Below are 18479 nucleotides of genomic sequence, written 5' to 3' on the forward strand. Positions count from 1 at the left end.
ATGTGCCGGTAATGGGCGCCGACTGCTGAGCGGAGCCATGAGCGGATGGCCGGATGGATCAGGCGATCTCGATGTGGTCCAGCTCCGCCCAACGCGCCTGGTACTGGAAGCGCAGGGTGTTCCATCCGGCGTTCAGCGTGAGCTGGGCAGGCACCTGCGTCCAGTTGTCCCAGCCGCGGTCGGGATAGCTCAGCGTGAACCGCGTTCCCCCGTTCACCGTCACCAGGTGCTGCGCGTCGCCGTATCCGGCGGCATAGGCCACGTACGCGGTGTAGGCCCCGGCGACCGGCGCGAACACCTGGACGTCGACCCAGCTGTCCGCATAGTCGATCTTTGCCACGACGGCCCCCTGTGACGCCCCGGCCGCGCCGGTACGCACCTCCGCATGGTTGAGCGTGCCGCGCTCGGCCTCGTACCGTACCCGGCTGCCGCGCACGACCGGGTAGTCGTTGGCCCAGCCCAGCTCCGCGGTGTACATGTGGCGCGCGTTGCCCACCCAGCCGTGGAAGAAGACCCGGCTCCCGAGCACGTCGGTCCCGCCGGGGCCCTGAACGGCGCCGTCGAAGGTGGCCGTCGTCATCAGCGGCCGGTACGCCTTGGTGTAGGGCCCGGTGAGAGTCGAGGAAACGGCGTAGCCGGTGAAATAGCTGTTTCCCGCGTAGGAGCCGGCCGAGTAGAAGAGCACGTACTGGGAGGGCCGCTTGACGAGCACGGGAGCCTCGATCACCCCGGCTTCCTCGGGACGGTCGTTGCGGATGAGCTCGGTGCGGCCGCCGACGAAGGTGACGCCGTCCGCGCCGACCTGCTGCAGCCACAGAACGGTGGGCCGGCCGACGGCGTTGCCGTCGTTCTTGTAGACGAGGTACCGCTTGCCGTCGGTGTCGACGAAGCTCGACGGGTCGATGTCGCCGCCCTCGCCCGCGTTGCAGACGAGCGGTGAGCCGCTGGTCGGCTGGAAGGGGCCGAGGGGGTTCGCCGAGGTCGCGGCGCCGATGCACATGCGCCCGGTAGCGGTGCTGGGGCCGGTGAAGTACATCAGGTAGCGGCCGTCGGGAAGCTGGGAGACGTCGGGTGCCCAGAACCCGCCGTTCCCCGCCCAGGACGGTTTGGCGGGCAGCGCGTCCCCGCGCACGGTCCACGGGCCGGTGGCCGACGAGGCGCTGGCGACCTGGATGCGCCCGGCCGAACTGCTGGTGGAGTAGGCGTAGAAGGTGGAGCCGACTTGGATCACGTCCGGATCGGGGAAGTCGGCGCGAATCACGGCCGTCGGGGCCACGGCGGCCGCCGCCGGCTCCGCACCGGCCGCGGGTAGGCAGACCGCGGTCGCGGTGAACACGAGGAAGAGCCGGCCGAGCAGCCGCATGGGGACCTCCGATCATCCGTACTCACGGGTATAGGCCATTCCGGAGCCGCGGAGAAGAGATTTTTTGGCATTTCAGTCAGGAGATTCTGATCGCCGCTGTCAGATCGACGGCTCGCCCGCGACCGCTAGCTGGGGAGCCTGGCCTGGGTGGCAGTGGAGACCACCGTGTCCTTCTGGGCCGAGGTCATCAGGCCGGCCGTGACCCACTCCTCCGCGGTGCGGGTCACGGTGGACACGAACGCTCCCTGGCTCGCGAACGGCGCGTTCTTCCAGACCGCGTCGAGGAACGTCACCGAATCCGCCCGCTCGCGGTTGGGCACGCCGGAGTCGATCCTGCCGAAGACGACGGTCGGCTCGACGCGCCGGAAGTAGGCGTGGTAGCGGTCGGTGTTGTTGATGTAGAGGGGGACGAGCGGCAGGCCGTTCGCCGTGAAGCTCATCGGCCCGGTGGACGTGACGGCGCGCGCGAGGTCCCCGGACAGGGTGAAGTCCCGGTAGAACGAGAATTGGCGGTAGGTGGTCTGGTTGCTCTTGGCGACCATCGGCACCGGCCCGTAGGCGATGCTCTGGATGGTCGGGATGTCCAGCGCCTTCTCGATCCGCAGCGAGAACGGCATCGTGATCCTCACCGTGTCGCCGCTCCGCCACTGCCGGTCGAGCGTGACGTACTCGCCGGGCTTGGCGTCCAGCTGCTGGTCGGTCGCGTTGACCAGCACCGTGAAGCCCTTTTCCACCCAGTACGGCACCCGCAGCTTCACCACCAGCCGGCCGTTGCCCGTAACCGTCAGCGTCGTCACCCCAGCGGGGTCGGCCGGATAGTTCGTGACCTGCCTGATCACGAAGCCCTTCTCCGCCCAGTTGAGCTCCGAGGCCATGTAGAGGTTCACGTAGAGCGTCGAATCGTCGGCGGACCGGAAGTAGATCGAGTCCTGGAACTTGGTGTGGCTCTCCAGCCCGGTGCCGCCGCAGCAGGTGCCGAGGTTGCCGTAACTGCGCGCCGAACCCGCCCGCATCGGGATGAAGTAGGTCAGCAGCGGATTGGTGGTGCTGTCGGTGTTGCGGCGGGAGGCGAGGATCTGGCCGTAGAGTGCCCGTTCGTAATACTGCATGTATTTCGGGTCGGCGGTGTGGAAGAACAGGGCCCGGCTCAGCTTGAGCATGTTGTAGTTGCAGCAGGTCTCGGCGTTGTTGGCGCCCAGGGTGCCGACGATGACGTCGCGTGCGCCGAAGAGCTCGCCGTTGTCGGACGGACCGGCCAGGCCGCCGTCGGTGAACGTGCGGTGCGGGACGACCATGTCCCAGAAGTTCGCGGCCGCGTCGAAGTAGCGGCGTTCCTGGTTCTGGTCGAAGACGGACAGGTATCCGATGAACTGGGGGATGTGCTGGTTGGCGTGTTTCCGGTTGAGCGTGTCCTGCTTGTCGACGGTGGCCGCGAGGAGGGCGGTGTTGTCGAAGCACTTGGCCGTCGCGAGATACTCCGCCTTGCCGCTGAGGGCGTGGAGGTCGGCCATCACGATGTTCATGCCGTTGTACTCGCCGGCGATGTAGATGCCCCACATCCGGTCGAGCTGGGCCCGCGGAAGGTTGCCCAGCCTGCTGTGGACCCAGTCGCCCATCTTGAGCACGATCTCGAGCGCCTGCTCGTTGCCGGCGTACTGGTAGGCGTCGAGCAGCCCTCTCATGATCATGTGACAGGTGTAGTACGGCGCCCAGATCGTGGGATAGGTCGCGTACTGCTCCAGCTGGATGAACTGCGTCTCGGGATAGGCGGCCAGGAAGCCGGGGTGGCTCGGCCCGCCGGGTTGCCCGACCTTCGCGGCCAGCGCGTTCTGGCACTCGCCCAGCGCGGTGACCATGTAGTCGACCTTGTTCTTGTAGAAGGCGTCGCCGGAGCCCGCGTAGGCCAGAGCGAGGGCGCTGAGGAAGTGCCCGCTGTAGTGACCGCGCAGATTACCGGTCGCGTCGTCCCAGCCGCCGGGCGGCTGCGCGCCCAGCGTGTCCAGACCGGCGTTGGCCCGGAAATTGGCCAGCATCCGGTCGGCCGAATAGGACCGCAGGAAGGTCAGGATCCGATCCCGGTTGGCGGTGAACAGGCTCGCGCCCAGCGTGACCTGGCCGTTCGCGAACGGCTTCACGATCCAGCTGCCGGGCACCGGGGGGTCGTTCTGCTGCAGCGGGGCCACCATGCGGGCCGCGGCCCGGGCCGTTCCGGTGGACGTCGCCAACGCGAGCGCGGACGGGGTGGCGACCGCTAACACCGCCAGTCGAAGGGCCTCGCGCCTGGGCACCATTTCTGACATCGCACTGTCCTCTTCGTCGCTCGGGATCCGATGGGGGAGGGCATGTGGGCCGCGGAATGGTAGCGCTAACATTTACGCCTCTGGAGCTGGTCCGCGTAGTCGATGGGGACTGTTACGTCGGCTCAGGTCGAAGGCGTCGCGCTTCTTTCCAGGCCCACATTTCGGGAGTGTTAACGACCTCATCGGGCTCGTCAAGAGACCGCGAGCGACATTGCGCCTGCCCGAGGCTGCGTACCGCGGCCGCCAGTGCCTCCACCCCTTCGGCGATCCGGCCTTCGGTCAGGTCGCCGTAGCCGAGGATCAGTCCCTGGCGTCCCGGTCCGGCCAGCCGGTACGGCCCGACGCCGGCGACGCGTACGCCGTGATCGGCGGCGGCCGCCACCACGTCGTCCTCCCCCATGCCGTCCGGGAGCCAGACCACGAGGTGCAGCCCGGCCGCCACCCCGGTGGGTTCGAAGCCGGGAAGAGACTCGGCGAGCCGGGTGAGCAGGACGCCGCCGAGCGGCCACTGGTGCGAAGGGGTGAGGACGACGAGATCGGCGTCCGCGCGCTCCAGAGCGGCCGGTTCGATGCCCTCGCCGGTCACCGGCAGGGGGACGACGTCGAGCCCGGGCAGGCCCGCGAGCAGCCGGATGTCGTCGGTCGACGGGTCCTCCACGGCGATCCGGCGCGCGCCGCGGCCGGCGAGCACGCCGATGATCAGCGCGGCCGCCTGCCCGTATCCGCTGGTGATGAGCACCTGGGAGGGATCGGCGGAAGTGCCGCGGACGCGGTTGAGGTAGTCGGCCACAGCTGTGCGCAGTTCGGGCAGACCGTACCCGTCGAGGTAGTTGAGCCGGCTGTGCGGCGCGCTGGTCAGCACCCGCCTGAGCGAGCGCAGCCAGGCCTCGCGGGGGAAGCCGGCCGGGTCGATGCGACCGTACCCGAAGTCGATGTACGGGCCGGCGCTCCGCGGCGGCGGGGTCGCGGCGGCGGCCTGCCCGCGTACGGCGGCCACCCGCGTGTAGGAGCCGGGGGTGCTGGTGAGGTAGCCCTCGGCGAGGAGCTGGTTGTAGGCCTCGACCACGACGCCGCGGGAGACGCCGATCTCGGTGGCGAGCCGGCGCGAAGAGGGTAGCGAGGCACCGTGGCGCAGGCGGCCCGTGCGGATGCCGTCGCGCAGGACCGCCTCGATCTGCCGGTGCAGCGGCGTGGCGCCGGTCCGGTCGAGCTCCACCAGCAGATCGTGCGCCAGGGTCGAGTTCACCGTGCTCACCCGTCGCAGCGTAGCGAGGCTCAACCGGCGGCGAAGGCACCGACGGAGGCCGCGCACAACAGCAGCCCGGCGGCGTGCGTCAGGCTGGTCCGCTCCCGCAGCACCAGGGCGGCCAGGGCGACCGTGAAGGCGGGGTAGAGGGAGGTGATCACGGCCGAGACGGCGAGTGTCGCCTCGCGGGTGGACAAGGCGTACAGCACGGTCGAACACACGCCCAGGACGCCCGGCCAGACCGCCGCCCACGGCACCCGCGCCGCCCCGGCGGGCCGGTCGACGTCAACGGTCCGGCCGACGTCGACGGTCCGGCCGGCTTCGGCGGTTCGGGCTGCGCTCCGGCGGCCGGCCAGCACGAAGACGGCCAGGACGGCGACGGCGGACAGCTGGCTCGCGGCCACCGGCCACAGTCCTGCGGTGTCCCCGGCCCGGTCGAGGCAGACGAACAGGGCGGCGAACCCGAGCCCGGCCAGCAGCCCTTCGACCACCCCACCGCCGCCGCGCCGGCCCGGCTGCGCGGCGACCAGCCAGATCCCGGGGATGGCCAGGCCGACGCCGACAACCGAGAGCGAGGTGAACTCACCGCCGGACAGCAGGTCGACCGGGATGGGCAGACCGGCCGCGCCGACGGCCGACAGCGGCCCGGCCACGTTCATCCGCCCCCGGGACAGCCCGCGGTAGAGAGCCAGCGTGCCGACCGCCCCACCGAGTCCGGCGCCGATCCCCCATCCGATCGCCCCGCCGGTCCCCCATTCGATCGTGCCCATATCGGGGCGGACGCTGACAGCAAGCGCGGCGGCCAGCCCGCCGATCGCGGCGGCGGACTGCCCGACAAGCCCGACCAGCGCGTAGTGGCTGCGGCGCGACAGCAGCCCGCCGAGAAAGTCCGAGGCGCCGTACAGGGCGGCGGCGGCCAGGGCGAGCAGGATCGCCGTCGGCATCAGTGCTCACCACCCGACGTGGTGGCGCCGTTCCAGGAGATCAGCCGCTGGCCGGCCAGGCTCAAGGGCGACTCCACACCGACGCCGTAGCCGGCCGGCGGCGGGCTGATGTCCGCGAAGGTCCGTCCCACGGTCTCTTCCTCTCTCAGGGGCATCGCGTGCGTTGACCATGCTGCTGGCGGATTGGACGGAGTGACAGGACCGATTTCGGTCTGCGACGGAGGTCCGATTTCCCCTGCCAGGGAGCCTGCGGGGCCTGGGCCCGCGAAGCGTGTATTCGCCTGACGCCCGGGCAGTGGAAGAACTCGTTCCTGGATAGCGGAAAACCGTGTGCGTTCGTACGCACAGGAGGAGATGAATATGTCCCGGAAGGAAAAAGCCAAGGGCAAGGCCGAGGAGATCAAGGGCATGGCCAAGGAGCGTGTCGGCGATCTCACCGGCAACGAGTCTCTGCAGGCCAGGGGCAAGGCAGAGAAGGCCAAGGCCAATCTGCGGCAGGCAAAGGAGAAGGCGAAGGACGCCTTCAAGAAATAGCGTTCGGCAACGGCGGCGGAAGCCCTTCTGGAATGGGCTTCCGCCGCCGTCCGTGGCCTCGCGTGCCGGGCCCGCCACCCACGCCCGGCCGGGACCGCGATCGACGGGCGTCCTCACTTCCAGCTCGGACACGCGGAGCGTTCAGCGTCCTCTGCGCATGTAGGCGCGGAGCGACAGCGGGACGAAGATCACCAGCAGCGCGGCCGACCAGAGCAGGACGGCGGTCACGGGATGCGCGAGTGGCCAGGCCACGTTTCCGGACGGGGCGCCCGGGTTGCCGAACAGCTCCCGTGAGGCGGCGGTGAGCGCGCTCACCGGGTTCCAGTCGGACAGGAAGCGCAGCCAGCCCGGCATGCCGTCGGTCGGGACGAACGCGTTCGACAGCATCGTGAACGGCAGGCCCAGCGGCACCATCGCGTCGGCGACCTGGTCGTTCTTCACCGCCAGGCCCACATAGACGCCCACCCAGCTCAGCGCGTACCGCAGCACGATCATCAGCAGGAACGCCTGGGCCGTGGGGATCAGGCCGCGGTGCGGCTGCCAGCCCACCAGCAGGCCCGTCCCTACCATGATGGCCAGCATCAGCAGGCCGGTCAGCAGGTCGGCGCCGGTCTGCCCGAACGGCACCGCCAAGCGCGCCATCGGCATGGAGCGGAACCGGTCCATCACACCGCGGGAGGCGTCGCCGGCCATCCGCGTCATGACCCCCAACCACGCGGAGAAGGTCACCATCGCGAACAGGCCGGGCATGAGGTACTCGCGGTAGTCGCCGCCGTCCGGCACCTGGATCGCGCTGCCGAAGACGTACCCGAACAGCACCACCATGATGACCGGGAAGACCAGCGCGGCGATGATCTGTCCGGGTTCTTGCCGCAGCCGTCCCAGCTCGCGGCCGACCAGGGTCAGCCCGTCGAGAAAGGTCCAGCGCAGGCGACCGAGTGGTGAGGTGAGGGCGGTCATCGGACGGGCTCCTTGCGGTCGGTGAGGCGCAGGAACACCTCGTCGAGGGTGGGACGGCGCAGGCTCACGTCGGCGGCGGCGACTCCGGCGCGGTCGAGTTCGCGCACGATGTCGGCGAGCCGGAGGCCGCCGCCGGGCAGGGCGACGCTGAGCCGATCGGCGCCCGTCGTCGTGGGATCGGTGCCGGTGAGGGTGTTCAGGACGGTCATCGCCGCGGGCATCACGGCGGGGTCCTCGAGGGTGACGTCGAGGCGGTCGCCGATCGTGGCCTTCAGCTCGTCCGGAGTGCCCGTGGCGATCACCTGTCCGTGGTCGACGACGGCGATGTCGTCGGCCAGCTGGTCGGCCTCGTCCAGGTACTGCGTGGTGAGCAGCACCGTGGTGCCGTCCGCCACCAGCTCGCGGACGTTGTCCCAGATCTCGCCGCGGCTGCGCGGGTCCAGGCCGGTGGTCGGCTCGTCCAGGAAGAGCACCTCGGGGCGCAGGATGAGGCTGGTGATCAGGTCGAGGCGGCGCCGCATGCCGCCGGAGTAGCCGGCGACCTGCCGATCGGCGGCGTCCATCAGACCGAAGCGTTCGAGCAGCTCGTCGGCCCGCCGGTGCGCCTCGCGCCGGGACAGGTGGGACAGGCGCCCGAACATGCGCAGGTTGCCACGGCCGGTGAGCTTCTCGTCCACGGCGGCGTACTGGCCCGCGAGCCCGATCCTGGCGCGCACCTTGCCTGCCTCGCGGACCACGTCGTATCCGGCGATGCGGGCGTGCCCGGCATCGGGATCGGACAAGGTCGCCAGGATGCGCACCGCGGTCGTCTTCCCGGCGCCGTTCGGCCCCAGCACGCCGCAGACCGTTCCTCTCGGGACGCTCAGGTTCAAACCCCGCAGGGCATGGGCGTCGCCGAAGGACTTGTGCAGCCCTTCGGCGACCACGATCGGATCAGGCATGACCTCTCCACTGGGTACTTTGTACGCGGTTACGGCGGTCACGCTAAACCACTGGGTACTATGTACGCAACAAGGAGGTTGAACGGTGACCGACGCCGAGTACGTGAGCATCTGGATGCGGCCCGAGCGCCCCGCCCGCGGGCCGAAACCGGTCTACAGCCGCGCGCAGATCACCGAGGCGGCCGTCCGGATCGCCGACGCCGAAGGGCTGGAGGCCGCCACCATGCGGCGGATCGCCGCCGAGATCGGCGCCGGCGCGATGTCCCTCTACCGGTACGTCCCGAGCCGCGACGACCTGGTCGAGCTCATGGCCGACCAGGTGATGGGCGAGATCGACGTCACGGGCATGCCCTCGGGCGACTGGCGCGCCGACCTGACCCGCTACGCCGACGGGCTGCGGGCCATGTGGCTGAGGCACCCGTGGATCTCCACCGTGCAGCGGTCGCTCCCCAGCTTCGGCCCCAACCAGCTGCTCTTGATCGAACGGCTGATGGGAGTGCTCGACGCCTTCGTCTCCATCGACGAGAACCTCGGCCTCATCGCCATGCTGAACGGCTACATCGAGGGCACCGTCCGCGAGGAGATCAGCTCGGCCAGGGAATTCCGCCGCAGCGGGCTCAGCGAGTCGGAGTGGATGGCGCGGAGCTACCCGTACATCGACCGGCTGGTGAAGAGCGGGGAGTACCCGATCTTCACCAAGATCGTGATGGAGGCGCGCCAGCCGCACCTGAGCCGCGACGACCAGCTCCGGTACGGGCTCCAGCGCGTCCTCGACTGCATCGCCGCGGCCCTCCCGCCAACGGCCGGGTCTCCGATGCCGGCGCACCGAGAGGGGCAGGAAGAACAGGGCGGGCCAGGCTCGTAGCCGACCATCCGAGAGGGAATAGACGCACAAGCCACGCGTGATCACCCGGCGCGGACGAGCTGGACGGGAGCGACGGCGTCGGGGGCGAGCAGGCGGTCGATCTCGTCCGGATCGACGGGAAGGCCTTGGACGGCGATGTGGGCCGATATGTACGTGCGTACATTGGATGTGTACGCTTGTACGTATGATGTCCGACTTCGATGACCGCTCGATGCGCGAACGGATGCTCGCCGGCGACCTCTACATCGCCGACGACCCCGAGCTGGCCGAGCACAACCTGCGCGCCATGGACCTGATGGACGCGTACAACGCGACGTCGGCCCGCGATCCGCGGGAGCGGCGCCGGCTGCTCACCGAGCTGCTGGGCGCGATCGGCGAGGGCACGGAGATCCGGCCGCCGCTGCGGGTCGACTACGGCAGCCACCTCCGCATCGGCGCCCGGTCGTTCGCCAACTTCGGCCTCGTCGCCCTGGACGTCGCGCCGATCGTCATCGGCGACGACGTGCAGATCGGCTCCTACGTGCAGCTCATGACACCGACGCACCCGCTCGACCCGGAGCTCCGCCGGGCGAAGTGGGAGGCCGCCGAGCCGATCACCATCGGCGACAACGTGTGGCTGGGCAGCGGGGCGATCGTCCTGGGCGGCGTCACGATCGGGGAGAACACCGTGGTCGGCGCCGGCGCGGTGGTCACCCGGGATCTCCCCGCGAACGTCGTCGCGGTGGGCAATCCCGCGCGCGTGATCCGCACGATCGAGCCGGCCACGCCGTGAGCGGCCCCGCCACCCCGCGGCGGCCTCGCCGGCACGACCCCGGGCGGCGGGACCGGCTGATCGACGCGGCGCTCACCGTCATCGCCGAGCGCGGCGTCGCCGGGACGACGCACCGGGAGATCGCCCGCGCCGCGGACGTGCCGCTGGGCTCGATGACCTACCACTTCACGTCACTGGACGAGGTGCTCGCCGAGGCGTTCACCCGGCACGCCGACTCGGTGGCCCGCGTCTTCGACGAGCGCCTGAGCGCCGCAAGGGACCGCGACGCGGCGGCCGAGGCCGTCATCACGCTGGTCTCGGACGACCTGCTCGGCTCGCGGCACGACCTCGTCCTCACCGTGGAGCTGTACGTGGCCGCGGCGCGCAACCCGGCCCTGCGGGTCGTCACCCAGGCCTGGATGGCGCGCAGCCGCCGGGCGCTGGAGCGCCACTTCGACGCCACCACCGCCCGCGAGCTCGACGCGCTCATCGAAGGGCTCGTGCTGCACAGCGCCCTGTCGACCCACCCGATGACGCCCGAGCAGATCCGCCACGCCATCCACCGGTACCTGCGCTGATCCCCTCCGCCGCGCCTACGCGACGCGCCTACGCGATCGGAAAGCCGATGTCCGCTGCCCCTCCCACCACGCCCACCCGCCAGGCCCGCCTGGCCCGCGCCGCCGTCGCCGCGCTGTTCCTCACGAACGGCGCCGTGTTCTTCAACATCGTCCCGCGATACCCGCAGATCAAGGCCGAGCTCGGCCTGAGCAACGCCGTCTTCGGCACCGCGCTGGCCGCGCACCCGATCGGCGCGTTGCTGGCCGGGCTGCTCGCCGGAGCCGCCATCCGCCGCTTCCGCTCCGCGCGCGTGGCGTCGCTGGGGATCGTGGTGACCACTGTCGCGACGCTGTTCATCCCCCTTGTGCCGAACTGGGTGGCGTTCGGCGGCGTGCTGTTCGTCGTGGGCGCCCTCGACGCGGTCGTCGACGTCGCGCAGAACGCCCACGGCCTGCGCGTGCAACGCCTTTACGGCCGGTCCATCGTCAACTCGCTGCACGGCGTGTGGAGCATCGGCGCGGTCCTGGGCGGCCTGATGGGCTCGGCCGCCGCCGGCCTCGACATGCCCCTCGCGGTCCACCTGGGCATCTCCGCGACGCTGTTCAGCGTGACCGCCCTCGTCGCCTACCGGTTCCTGCTCCCCGGCCCGGAAGACGCCGAACGCCCTGCCGAGGCCCAGGACGGCCACCCGGCCCGGGCCGAGCCCCAGGACGGCCGGCCGGCCCGCCGTGCCGGCCGGCGCTCGTTCACCGGCGCCGCCGTACGGATGCTTGCCGCGCTCGGCGTACTGGCCGCGTGCGGCACCCTCGTCGAGGACGCCGGCGCGTCCTGGGGCGCCCTTTATCTCAGCGGCGACCTGCGCACCGACGCCGCCACCGCCGGTCTGGCCGTCGTGGCCCTGCAGGTCGCCATGACCGTCGGCCGCCTCACCGGCGACCGCGTCGTGGACCGCTTCGGGCAGCGTACGGTCGTGCGTTCCGGAGGGGCGCTGGCCGCGGTCGGCATGGGCGCCGCCCTGGCCATGCCGTCGGTTCCGACCGCGCTGGCCGGCTTCGCCCTCGCCGGGCTCGGCGTCGCCACCCTCGTCCCGGCCGCCATGCACACCGCCGACGAACTGCCCGGCCTGCCCGCCGGCGCCGGACTGACCATCGTCAGCTGGCTGCTGCGCGGAGGGTTCCTGCTGTCGCCTCCCCTCGTCGGGTTCGTCGCCGACCTCACCAGCCTGCGCGTCGGCCTGCTCTCCGTCGTCCTGGCCGGCGCCGTCACGTTCGTCCTGGCCCGCGTCCTGGTGAACCGCACCTCCGCCTGAACCGCCGCGCCCGCCGCCGTTGACACGTCTCCGAAAGGAGATCTACGATCTCATCGAATCGATTCGCTAACATCCCTAGAAACACCTGGTTATACCTGCACCCCGGTATGCCGAATCGATTCCCTTCGTGGCCCTCCCCCCATCCCTCGAAGGAGCCACCCAAGATGAAGACCACCCCACGCCGCGCATTGGCCGCGATGCTCATCGCCGTCACCCTCCAGGCCGTCCCGGCGCCGGCGCAGGCCGCGGACGAATCCATCAGCGTCGACTTCTCTGTAGCCGGCGGCGCCCCGGCCTACCGCGCGTCCGGCTGGATCTACGGCATGACGGAGAACGCGTCAGGACCGGCGGACCACTTCTTCCGCGACGTGAAGTTCCGGTACATGCGGGCCGGCGGCGCGCAACTCGGCTCGCCGGGCGGCTGGGTCTCGGGCGCCTACGACCGCAGGTGGAACGCGACGCTGGCCCAGGCCCGCCGGACGATCGCGCTCGGCGGCCAGTTCATCATCCTCCCGCACGACCTGTGGGGAGCCGACGGGTATCCGATCTCGCGCTTCCCCGGCGACAACGGCGACTGGTCCGACTACGACGCCTTCCTCACCCGCCTGATCAACGACGTGCGGGCCGCCGGGATCACCGTGCAGTGGGACATCTGGAACGAGCCCAACCTCTCCCTGTTCTGGAACCGCCCGCAGGCCCAGTACTTCGAGCTGTGGCGCCGCAGCTACCAGCGCATCCGCGCCGCCTTCCCCGGCCACCTGATCGTCGGCCCCAGCTGCGCCTGCGTGCCCTCCACCACGCACCCCTTCTGGAACGCCTACCTCGACTTCGTCCGCGCCAACAACGTCGTCCCCGACATCGTCAGCTGGCACTCCCTGCCCGGCGACCCGGTGGCCAACGTGGCGGCCGCCAACGCCACGCTCGACGCGCGCGGCATCCCGCATCCGCGTCCGTACCAGATCAACGAGTACGCCGCGGCCAACGAGCAGAACCCGGGAGACGGCGCGTGGTACATCGCCCGGCTGGAGCGGGCGGGCGCCGACGGGCTGCGCGCGAACTGGGCCAGCGCCGGCAACCTGCACAACGATCTGGCGAGCCTGCTCGTCCGCAACAGCGCGGGCCAGCACCTGCCCAAGGGCGAATGGTGGGTCTACCGCTTCTACGGCTCCCAGACCGGCCAGATCGTCTCGGTGACCCCGAGCACGTCCTACGACGCCTTCGCCACCAGGACGACCGGCGCGGCCAAGGTCCTCGTGGGCGGCGGCGGGACGACCGGCAACGTCGCCGTCGGTCTCCGGCGGCTCGACGCCACCAGCGGCATCGTGCAGAACAACCAGCTCCGCGCGGTCGTCCAGCGCATCCCGTTCAACGGCGGCGGCGCGGTCCAGGGGCCGATCACCGTTCAGGACACGGTCCTGACGCTGTCCGGCAACGCCGCCACGCTGAACCTGCCGCACACCAACGCCGACGACACGTTCACCGTCACCCTGCTGCCGCCGTCGGACGCCGGCTTCCAGTCCGTCGCCGTCGCGCAGCACTCCCAGCAGTGCCTGGACAACACCGACCTCGGCACGGCCGACGGCAACGTGCAGCAGCAGTTCTACTGCGAAGGCGGCGACCAGCAGCTGTGGAACTTCCGGCCGGTCGCCGGCGTGGCGAACACCTACACGCTGGTCAACCAGCAGAGCGGGAAGTGCCTCGACGTGAGCGCGTCCGCCACGGCCGACGGCGCGCCGGTGCGTCAGTGGACGTGCGCGGGCGGAGCGCCGAACCAGCAGTTCACCTTGCGCAGGGTCACCTACGCGGGCAACGATCCCCGGGACCACCAGCTCGTCGCCCGCCACAGCGGCAAGTGCGTCGACGTCAGCACCATCTCGACCGCGCCCAGGGCTCCCGTCCACCAGTGGACCTGCAACCCGGCCGGCCAGGCCGGTCCGCTCAACCAGACCTGGCGGCTCTGGGGCCGCTGAGCGTCACGTCCTGCGCCTCTCGTGGGCGGCGGCCAGGTGGAGGTAGGCACTGGCCGTCCAGGTGTAGGCGCGATCGCGCAGTCCCTCGCCGGTGCGGGCGTCGAAGTTCTCGGCGAACCCCGACGCCTCGCACAGCGCGCGGAAGCGGGCGCTGATCTCGTCGGCCAGGTCCGGGTAACCGGCGCGGCGCAGCCCGTCCTCGATCAGTACGGTCGAGGGCGCCCAGATGGGGCCCCGCCAGTAGCCGTCGTCCAGGTAGCGCGGCGAGCCGGGCAGCTCGGTGGCGGGCCCGAACGCGGTCAGGTGCCGCTCGATCCGGGCGGCCAGCGCCGCCCGGACGGGGTGCGGCAGCTCCTCCCCCAGCACGATCGGCATGAGGTCGAGCAGGCTGGAGCTGGACCAGGTACGCCCCGAGAGCGCGCCCCGGGCGACGAACTTCTCGCCGTCCCACAGCTCGGCCAGGAGCGCGTCGCGCATCCGGTCGGCCTGCGTACTCCACCGGGCGGACGTGCCCGGATCGGGGGCCAGGCGGGCCAGCTCGCGCAGCTGCAGCACGAGGAACGCGGCCAGGTCGGCGGTCTCGACGACGCGCTCGGGGTCGAAGGTGGTGGCGTTGTCCCAGCCGCTGTCGTTGCCGTGCTGGTAGTGCGGCAGCGTCCGGCCCGGGGCGCGCCGGGCGTCGAGCCAGAACGTGGTCCAGCGTTCCAGCAGCCGGTAGGTCTCGGCCGGGTCGGGAGGCAGAGGGAGGTGGCGCAGGGCCCAGCCGTGGATGGGGGGCTTGACGAAGTTGTAGAGGATCTCGGAGTGGGTGACGGAGTCGGGCAGCGCGCCGGCGGCGTCCTGGTGGTCGAAGGGCAGGTGGTACTGGTCCCAGGCCAGGTCGGGCAACCCTTCGCCGAGGGCGATGGCGTTGAAGCAGTGGTCCCAGCTCCAGACCTTGTCCATCCAGTGCTTGGACATGAGCACGGCGGGCCGGGTGACGAACCCGGCGGGGCGTACGGTGGCCGACCACAGCACGTAGGCGGCCAGTTCGGCGGCGGGCGTGCGATCGCCGCGCCAGGGCGCGACCGCCGCGGCGAACGCGTCGAACTCGGCCCGCGCGGCCTTCACCACCTGCTCGAAGGCGTGGCCGCTCAGGTAGGGGGCGCGGGCGGTCTCGTACTCCTCGATGGCGATCTCCCATTCGCCGCCGAGGACGAGACCGCGTTCGGCGCTGCCCAGCGTCTGCGCGCCGAGGTGTTCGGCCTGCCCGCCGAGGAGGGTGATCCGGTAGCGGCGGCCGGTCTGGTAGACGGTGAAGACGTACGATCCGTCGACGGGGTCCCGGTAGAAGTACGGGCCGCTGAACGGCGTCAGGACCGGGTCGGCGGCCAGCAGGCGGAGCCCGAGGCCGCGGCCGCGCACGCGTACGGTGTCGGCGTTCTCGTAGGCGAGGTCGATCCGGCCGCCGCCACCGCTCCAGGTGAGCTGGTGCGGGGTGGCGGTGACGGCGGCCTCGGCGGTGGGGATCAGCCGCAGGATCGCGTGCATGCCGGTCTGGTGCGAGACCAGGTGCACGTCCTCGGCGTAGGTCTTCTCCGCCACCACGGGCGAGAAGCCGAACCAGGATCCGCGGTAGCTGAACGGGATTTCCCGCAGGGAGAACACCGGGCCTGAAGCGGCGACGGTCATGAAGCGAGGGTCCCTTCTCAATCTTTGACGGCGCCCGCGGTGACGCCGGCGGCGACGTAGCGCTGGGCGACGACGAGCAGGATCGTGGCCGGGACGGAGGCGATCACGGCGGTGGCCATGATGGCGTTCCACTCCTGGTTGTTGTTGCCGATGTAGTGGTAGATGCCGAGGGTGATGGGCTGGTGGTCGCCACCCTGGTCGAGGGTGGAGGCGAAGATGAAGTCCGACCACGCCCACAGGAAGGCGAACAGCGACACCGTGATGAGCGAGTTGCGGCTGACGGGCAGCACGATCGAGACGAACGTACGCATCACCCCGGCGCCGTCGGTGCGGGCGGCCTGCAGCAGCTCCTCGGGGATGCCGGACATGAACGTGGTCAGGATCAGCACCGCGAACGGCACGGCGAGGGTGGAGTCGGCCACGATCAGCCCGGGAACGGTGTTGAGCACGCCGGTGGACAGGAAGACGGCGTAGAAGCCCATCGCCATGATGATCCCGGGGATCATCTGCGCGACGAGCAGCACGAAGCTCAGCGCTCCGCCGCCGCGCGGGCGCAGCTTGGCCAGCGAGTACGCCGCCGGCGCCGCGAGCAGCAGGGTCAGCGCCACCGTCCCCAGCCCGACGACCAGGCTCACCCCCAGATAGGGCAGCTGCCGGTCCAGCACCGTCCGGTAGCCGTCCAGGGTGCCGTCGACCGGGAACCAGTTCGGCGGGCTCTTGCGCATGTCCTGGTCACGGGTGAACGACACGTTGATCATCCAGTAGACCGGGAACAGCATCACGGCGGTCAGCACCAGCCCGATCGCGGTCTTGAGGCGCCTCATGCCAGGGCCTGCCTGCGCTGCGCGCGGATGTAGACCAGCCCGAAGACCAGCGCCGTCAGGATGAGCAGGTTGCCCACGGCGGCGCCGGGTCCGAAGGCGGGCACCAGGTTGCCGAACCCGAGCCGGTAGGACCAGGTCGCGAACGTGGTCGAGGCCCCGCTCGGCCCGCCCTTGGTCATGATCCAGATGATGTCGAACACCTTCAGCGTGTAGACCAGGCCGAGCAGCAGCGTGATCGCCGACACCGGCCGCAGCAGCGGGAACGTCACCTTCCAGAACCGCTGCCACCCGCCCGCCCCGTCCAGCGCGGCGGCCTCGTAGATGGCCGGCGGGATCGCCTGCAGCCCGGAGTAGAGGACGACGAGGTTGAACGGGATGCCGATCCAGATGTTGGCGATGATGACCGACCAGAGCGACCAGTCCGGCGAGGTCAGCCAGTTGACCGGCCCGATCCCGAACCAGTCCAGGACGGCGTTGACCACGCCGGAGTCGCTGTTGAGCATCCACGACCACGTCGAGGCCGACACGATCAGCGGCAGCAGCCACGGCACCAGGAACAGCCCCCTGAGCGTGGCGGACAGCCGGAAGTTCTTCAGGAAGAACAGCGCCAGCGCGAGCCCGATGACGAACTGGAAGGCCAGCGAGACCAGCGTGAACACCACCGTGTGCCACAGCGCGGGAGCGAAGGTCGCGTCCGCGAAGACCTTGGCGTAGTTGGCGAACCCGGCGAACGGGGCGTCGCCCTGCACGAACGAGCGCACCGTGTAATTACGCAGGCTCAGCTCGGCGTTGCGGTAGAGCGGATAGGCGCAGAAGGCCAGCAGGTAGAGCACGACCGGGGCGAGGAAGGCCCAGGCCGCCCACTGGCCCGACCGCGCGCGTGCCCCCCGGTGACCGTGGGCCGTCGTCCGGGCGGAACGCACGGGTTCCTGTATGACTCGGCTCATGCCGGCTACCGGGTCGCGCTCGCCGCGGCCGCCTGGGCCGCCGTCATCGCCTCCTGCGGGGACTTGGACCCGCTCAGCGCCGCCTGCACCGCGCCCCACATCGGCTCCGAGATCTTCGGGTACTTGGTGCCCAGGTCGTCGCTGGTGCGGCCCTTGGCCGCCTTGACCGCGTCCACCCACACCTTCAGCTCGGGGTCGGCCGCCACCTGCTTGGCCTGCACCGCGTCGGTGGGCGCGATGTAGGACAGGGTGGTGGTCGTGGCGAGCGAGTTGTCGGTGCTGGTCAGGCAGGTCACGAGCTTCTGCGAGGTGGCGTAGCGGCCGGTGTCGGACTGGACCGGGACGCTGACGAACTCGCCGCCGGTGGGCGCGGGCGCGGTGCCGCCTGCCTTGCCGGGGACCGGGATGATGCCGTACTCGAAGCCGGTCTTCTTGGCGTTGGCGAGCTGCCAGGTGCCGTTCTCGGCGAAGGCGAAGTCGCCGGTGGCGAACTCCTGCCAGCTCGTCGTCTGGGTGTTGTTGATGACCGAGTTGGGGGCGTACCCCTTCTTCAGCCAGTCGCTCCACAGCGCCACGGCCGAGACGCCCTCGGGCGAGTCGAGCTTGGTGAGAGCGGCGCCGGAGCCCCAGAACCAGGGCAGGAACTGGAAGCTGCCCTCCTCGGTGCCGATCGCCGAGAAGGTGATGCCCTTCTTCCCGGCCGCCTTCACCTTCTCCAGCGCCGCCGTCAGCGAGGGCCAGTCCTTCACCGCGGCGATGTCCACCCCGGCCTTCTTCAGGACGTCCTTGTTGTAGTAGAGGGCGAGGGTGTTGGCGCCGATCGGGACGCCGTAGGTCTTGCCGCCGCTCTGACCTGCGGCCAGCAGGTTCGGCGCGATCGCGGAGACGTCGATCTTGTTCTGCTCGGTGGTCGTCAGGACGCCGGCCTCGGCCAGCGTCGAGACCACCGGGTTGTCCACGATCAGCACGTCCGGCGCGTTGCCCTGCTGGGCCGCCAGCAGCGCCTTGTTCGTCAGGTCGCTGGTGTCGTAGCCGGTGCGCTCGACCTTGACCCCGGCGTCGGTGCCGCACTTGTCCAGCAGCTTCACCCACTCCGAGCTCTTGTCGTACTGCGGGTACGGGTCCCAGATCGTGTACGTCCCGCCCCCGGTGGCCTGACCGGCGGTCGCCGGGCCGCCGTCGGACGATGACGAGCAGGCGACCAGCCCGCCCACGGCGGCCAGGACCGCCAGACTCGCGCCGGCCGCACGCCGGCTCCTTGCCGCTGATCTCATTGAGCTGACCTCCGCTGACACG

17 protein-coding genes are annotated in these 18479 nt (G+C 70.6%); 6 read left to right on the forward strand and 11 right to left on the reverse strand.

Annotated features, from left to right (window positions below; genetic code table 11):
• Window positions 1-58: 58 nt before the first annotated feature.
• From ACWDRB_RS48115 to ACWDRB_RS48135, 5 genes are all read right to left on the reverse strand, one after another.
• Window positions 59-1363 (reverse strand): family 43 glycosylhydrolase, encoded by a 1305-nt coding sequence (locus ACWDRB_RS48115; RefSeq protein WP_449905919.1) that lies wholly within the window; start codon window positions 1361-1363, stop codon window positions 59-61.
• Between the two features lie 125 nt (window positions 1364-1488).
• Complete coding sequence (locus ACWDRB_RS48120; protein WP_449905922.1) at window positions 1489-3663, reverse strand: beta-L-arabinofuranosidase domain-containing protein; 2175 nt, start codon at window positions 3661-3663, stop codon at window positions 1489-1491.
• A gap of 112 nt (window positions 3664-3775) precedes the next feature.
• Window positions 3776-4918 (reverse strand): aminotransferase-like domain-containing protein, encoded by a 1143-nt coding sequence (locus ACWDRB_RS48125; RefSeq protein WP_449905925.1) that lies wholly within the window; start codon window positions 4916-4918, stop codon window positions 3776-3778.
• Between the two features lie 20 nt (window positions 4919-4938).
• A complete protein-coding gene (locus tag ACWDRB_RS48130; RefSeq protein WP_449905928.1) occupies window positions 4939-5853 on the reverse strand; it encodes an EamA family transporter in 915 nt (304 codons plus the stop codon).
• The gene (locus ACWDRB_RS48135; protein ID WP_449905931.1) at window positions 5853-5984 is read right to left on the reverse strand and encodes a hypothetical protein; all 132 of its coding nucleotides are present in this window, start codon (window positions 5982-5984) and stop codon (window positions 5853-5855) included. Before ACWDRB_RS48135 ends, ACWDRB_RS48130 begins: the two co-directional genes overlap by 1 nt.
• Before the next feature lie 229 nt (window positions 5985-6213).
• Here ACWDRB_RS48135 and ACWDRB_RS48140 point away from each other — a divergent pair, with 229 nt between their 5' ends.
• Complete coding sequence (locus tag ACWDRB_RS48140) at window positions 6214-6387, forward strand: CsbD family protein (protein ID WP_350732907.1); 174 nt, start codon at window positions 6214-6216, stop codon at window positions 6385-6387.
• A gap of 141 nt (window positions 6388-6528) precedes the next feature.
• On the opposite strand, the gene ACWDRB_RS48145 is transcribed toward ACWDRB_RS48140, so the two are convergent.
• Both ACWDRB_RS48145 and ACWDRB_RS48150 read right to left on the reverse strand, forming a co-directional pair.
• Window positions 6529-7347, reverse strand: coding sequence for an ABC transporter permease (locus ACWDRB_RS48145; RefSeq protein ID WP_397374681.1), 819 nt, complete (start codon window positions 7345-7347; stop codon window positions 6529-6531).
• Window positions 7344-8288, reverse strand: a complete 945-nt coding sequence (locus tag ACWDRB_RS48150; protein ID WP_449905936.1) for an ATP-binding cassette domain-containing protein — start codon at window positions 8286-8288, stop codon at window positions 7344-7346. The genes ACWDRB_RS48145 and ACWDRB_RS48150 overlap by 4 nt, the downstream gene beginning before the upstream one ends.
• Before the next feature lie 85 nt (window positions 8289-8373).
• On the opposite strand from ACWDRB_RS48150, the gene ACWDRB_RS48155 reads away from it, so the two are divergent.
• The 5 genes from ACWDRB_RS48155 to ACWDRB_RS48175 all read left to right on the forward strand — a co-directional run bounded on the left by ACWDRB_RS48155 (window position 8374) and on the right by ACWDRB_RS48175 (window position 13741).
• Window positions 8374-9153 carry a TetR/AcrR family transcriptional regulator gene (locus ACWDRB_RS48155; protein ID WP_449905939.1) on the forward strand — a complete coding sequence of 260 codons (780 nt, stop codon included), beginning with the start codon at window positions 8374-8376 and terminating at the stop codon, window positions 9151-9153.
• A gap of 184 nt (window positions 9154-9337) precedes the next feature.
• Window positions 9338-9925, forward strand: coding sequence for a sugar O-acetyltransferase (locus ACWDRB_RS48160; protein ID WP_397374678.1), 588 nt, complete (start codon window positions 9338-9340; stop codon window positions 9923-9925).
• The gene (locus ACWDRB_RS48165) at window positions 9922-10482 is read left to right on the forward strand and encodes a TetR/AcrR family transcriptional regulator (RefSeq protein WP_449905942.1); all 561 of its coding nucleotides are present in this window, start codon (window positions 9922-9924) and stop codon (window positions 10480-10482) included. Before ACWDRB_RS48160 ends, ACWDRB_RS48165 begins: the two co-directional genes overlap by 4 nt.
• A gap of 47 nt (window positions 10483-10529) precedes the next feature.
• On the forward strand, window positions 10530-11771 hold the full coding sequence (locus tag ACWDRB_RS48170) for an MFS transporter (RefSeq protein ID WP_449905945.1): 1242 nt from the start codon (window positions 10530-10532) through the stop codon (window positions 11769-11771).
• A gap of 164 nt (window positions 11772-11935) precedes the next feature.
• Window positions 11936-13741, forward strand: coding sequence for an RICIN domain-containing protein (locus tag ACWDRB_RS48175; RefSeq protein WP_449905948.1), 1806 nt, complete (start codon window positions 11936-11938; stop codon window positions 13739-13741).
• Window positions 13742-13744: 3 nt separating this feature from the next.
• Here ACWDRB_RS48175 and ACWDRB_RS48180 read toward each other — a convergent pair whose 3' ends face one another.
• From ACWDRB_RS48180 to ACWDRB_RS48195, 4 genes are read right to left on the reverse strand one after another with little or no spacing between them, the layout of a single operon-like run.
• Window positions 13745-15412, reverse strand: a complete 1668-nt coding sequence (locus ACWDRB_RS48180; protein WP_449905951.1) for an amylo-alpha-1,6-glucosidase — start codon at window positions 15410-15412, stop codon at window positions 13745-13747.
• Window positions 15413-15429: 17 nt separating this feature from the next.
• The gene (locus tag ACWDRB_RS48185; protein WP_449905953.1) at window positions 15430-16236 is read right to left on the reverse strand and encodes a carbohydrate ABC transporter permease; all 807 of its coding nucleotides are present in this window, start codon (window positions 16234-16236) and stop codon (window positions 15430-15432) included.
• A complete protein-coding gene (locus ACWDRB_RS48190; RefSeq protein WP_449905956.1) occupies window positions 16233-17159 on the reverse strand; it encodes a carbohydrate ABC transporter permease in 927 nt (308 codons plus the stop codon). Before ACWDRB_RS48190 ends, ACWDRB_RS48185 begins: the two co-directional genes overlap by 4 nt.
• Before the next feature lie 29 nt (window positions 17160-17188).
• Window positions 17189-18457, reverse strand: coding sequence for a sugar ABC transporter substrate-binding protein (locus tag ACWDRB_RS48195; protein ID WP_449905959.1), 1269 nt, complete (start codon window positions 18455-18457; stop codon window positions 17189-17191).
• Window positions 18458-18479 lie beyond the last annotated feature (22 nt).

Source organism: Nonomuraea sp. NPDC003707, assembly GCF_053587055.1.

What these genes read in the sequence shown, in the direction of transcription:
- ACWDRB_RS48115 (WP_449905919.1), bottom strand. Translation starts at nt 1,363, where the DNA reads ATGCGGCTGCTCGGCCGGCTCTTCCTCGTGTTCACCGCGACCGCGGTC.
- ACWDRB_RS48120 (WP_449905922.1), bottom strand. Translation starts at nt 3,663, where the DNA reads ATGTCAGAAATGGTGCCCAGGCGCGAGGCCCTTCGACTGGCGGTGTTA.
- ACWDRB_RS48130 (WP_449905928.1), bottom strand. Translation starts at nt 5,853, where the DNA reads ATGCCGACGGCGATCCTGCTCGCCCTGGCCGCCGCCGCCCTGTACGGC.
- ACWDRB_RS48140 (WP_350732907.1), top strand. Translation starts at nt 6,214, where the DNA reads ATGTCCCGGAAGGAAAAAGCCAAGGGCAAGGCCGAGGAGATCAAGGGC.
- ACWDRB_RS48145 (WP_397374681.1), bottom strand. Translation starts at nt 7,347, where the DNA reads ATGACCGCCCTCACCTCACCACTCGGTCGCCTGCGCTGGACCTTTCTC.
- ACWDRB_RS48150 (WP_449905936.1), bottom strand. Translation starts at nt 8,288, where the DNA reads ATGCCTGATCCGATCGTGGTCGCCGAAGGGCTGCACAAGTCCTTCGGC.
- ACWDRB_RS48160 (WP_397374678.1), top strand. Translation starts at nt 9,338, where the DNA reads ATGATGTCCGACTTCGATGACCGCTCGATGCGCGAACGGATGCTCGCC.
- ACWDRB_RS48170 (WP_449905945.1), top strand. Translation starts at nt 10,530, where the DNA reads ATGTCCGCTGCCCCTCCCACCACGCCCACCCGCCAGGCCCGCCTGGCC.
- ACWDRB_RS48175 (WP_449905948.1), top strand. Translation starts at nt 11,936, where the DNA reads ATGAAGACCACCCCACGCCGCGCATTGGCCGCGATGCTCATCGCCGTC.
- ACWDRB_RS48180 (WP_449905951.1), bottom strand. Translation starts at nt 15,412, where the DNA reads ATGACCGTCGCCGCTTCAGGCCCGGTGTTCTCCCTGCGGGAAATCCCG.
- ACWDRB_RS48185 (WP_449905953.1), bottom strand. Translation starts at nt 16,236, where the DNA reads ATGAGGCGCCTCAAGACCGCGATCGGGCTGGTGCTGACCGCCGTGATG.
- ACWDRB_RS48195 (WP_449905959.1), bottom strand. Translation starts at nt 18,457, where the DNA reads ATGAGATCAGCGGCAAGGAGCCGGCGTGCGGCCGGCGCGAGTCTGGCG.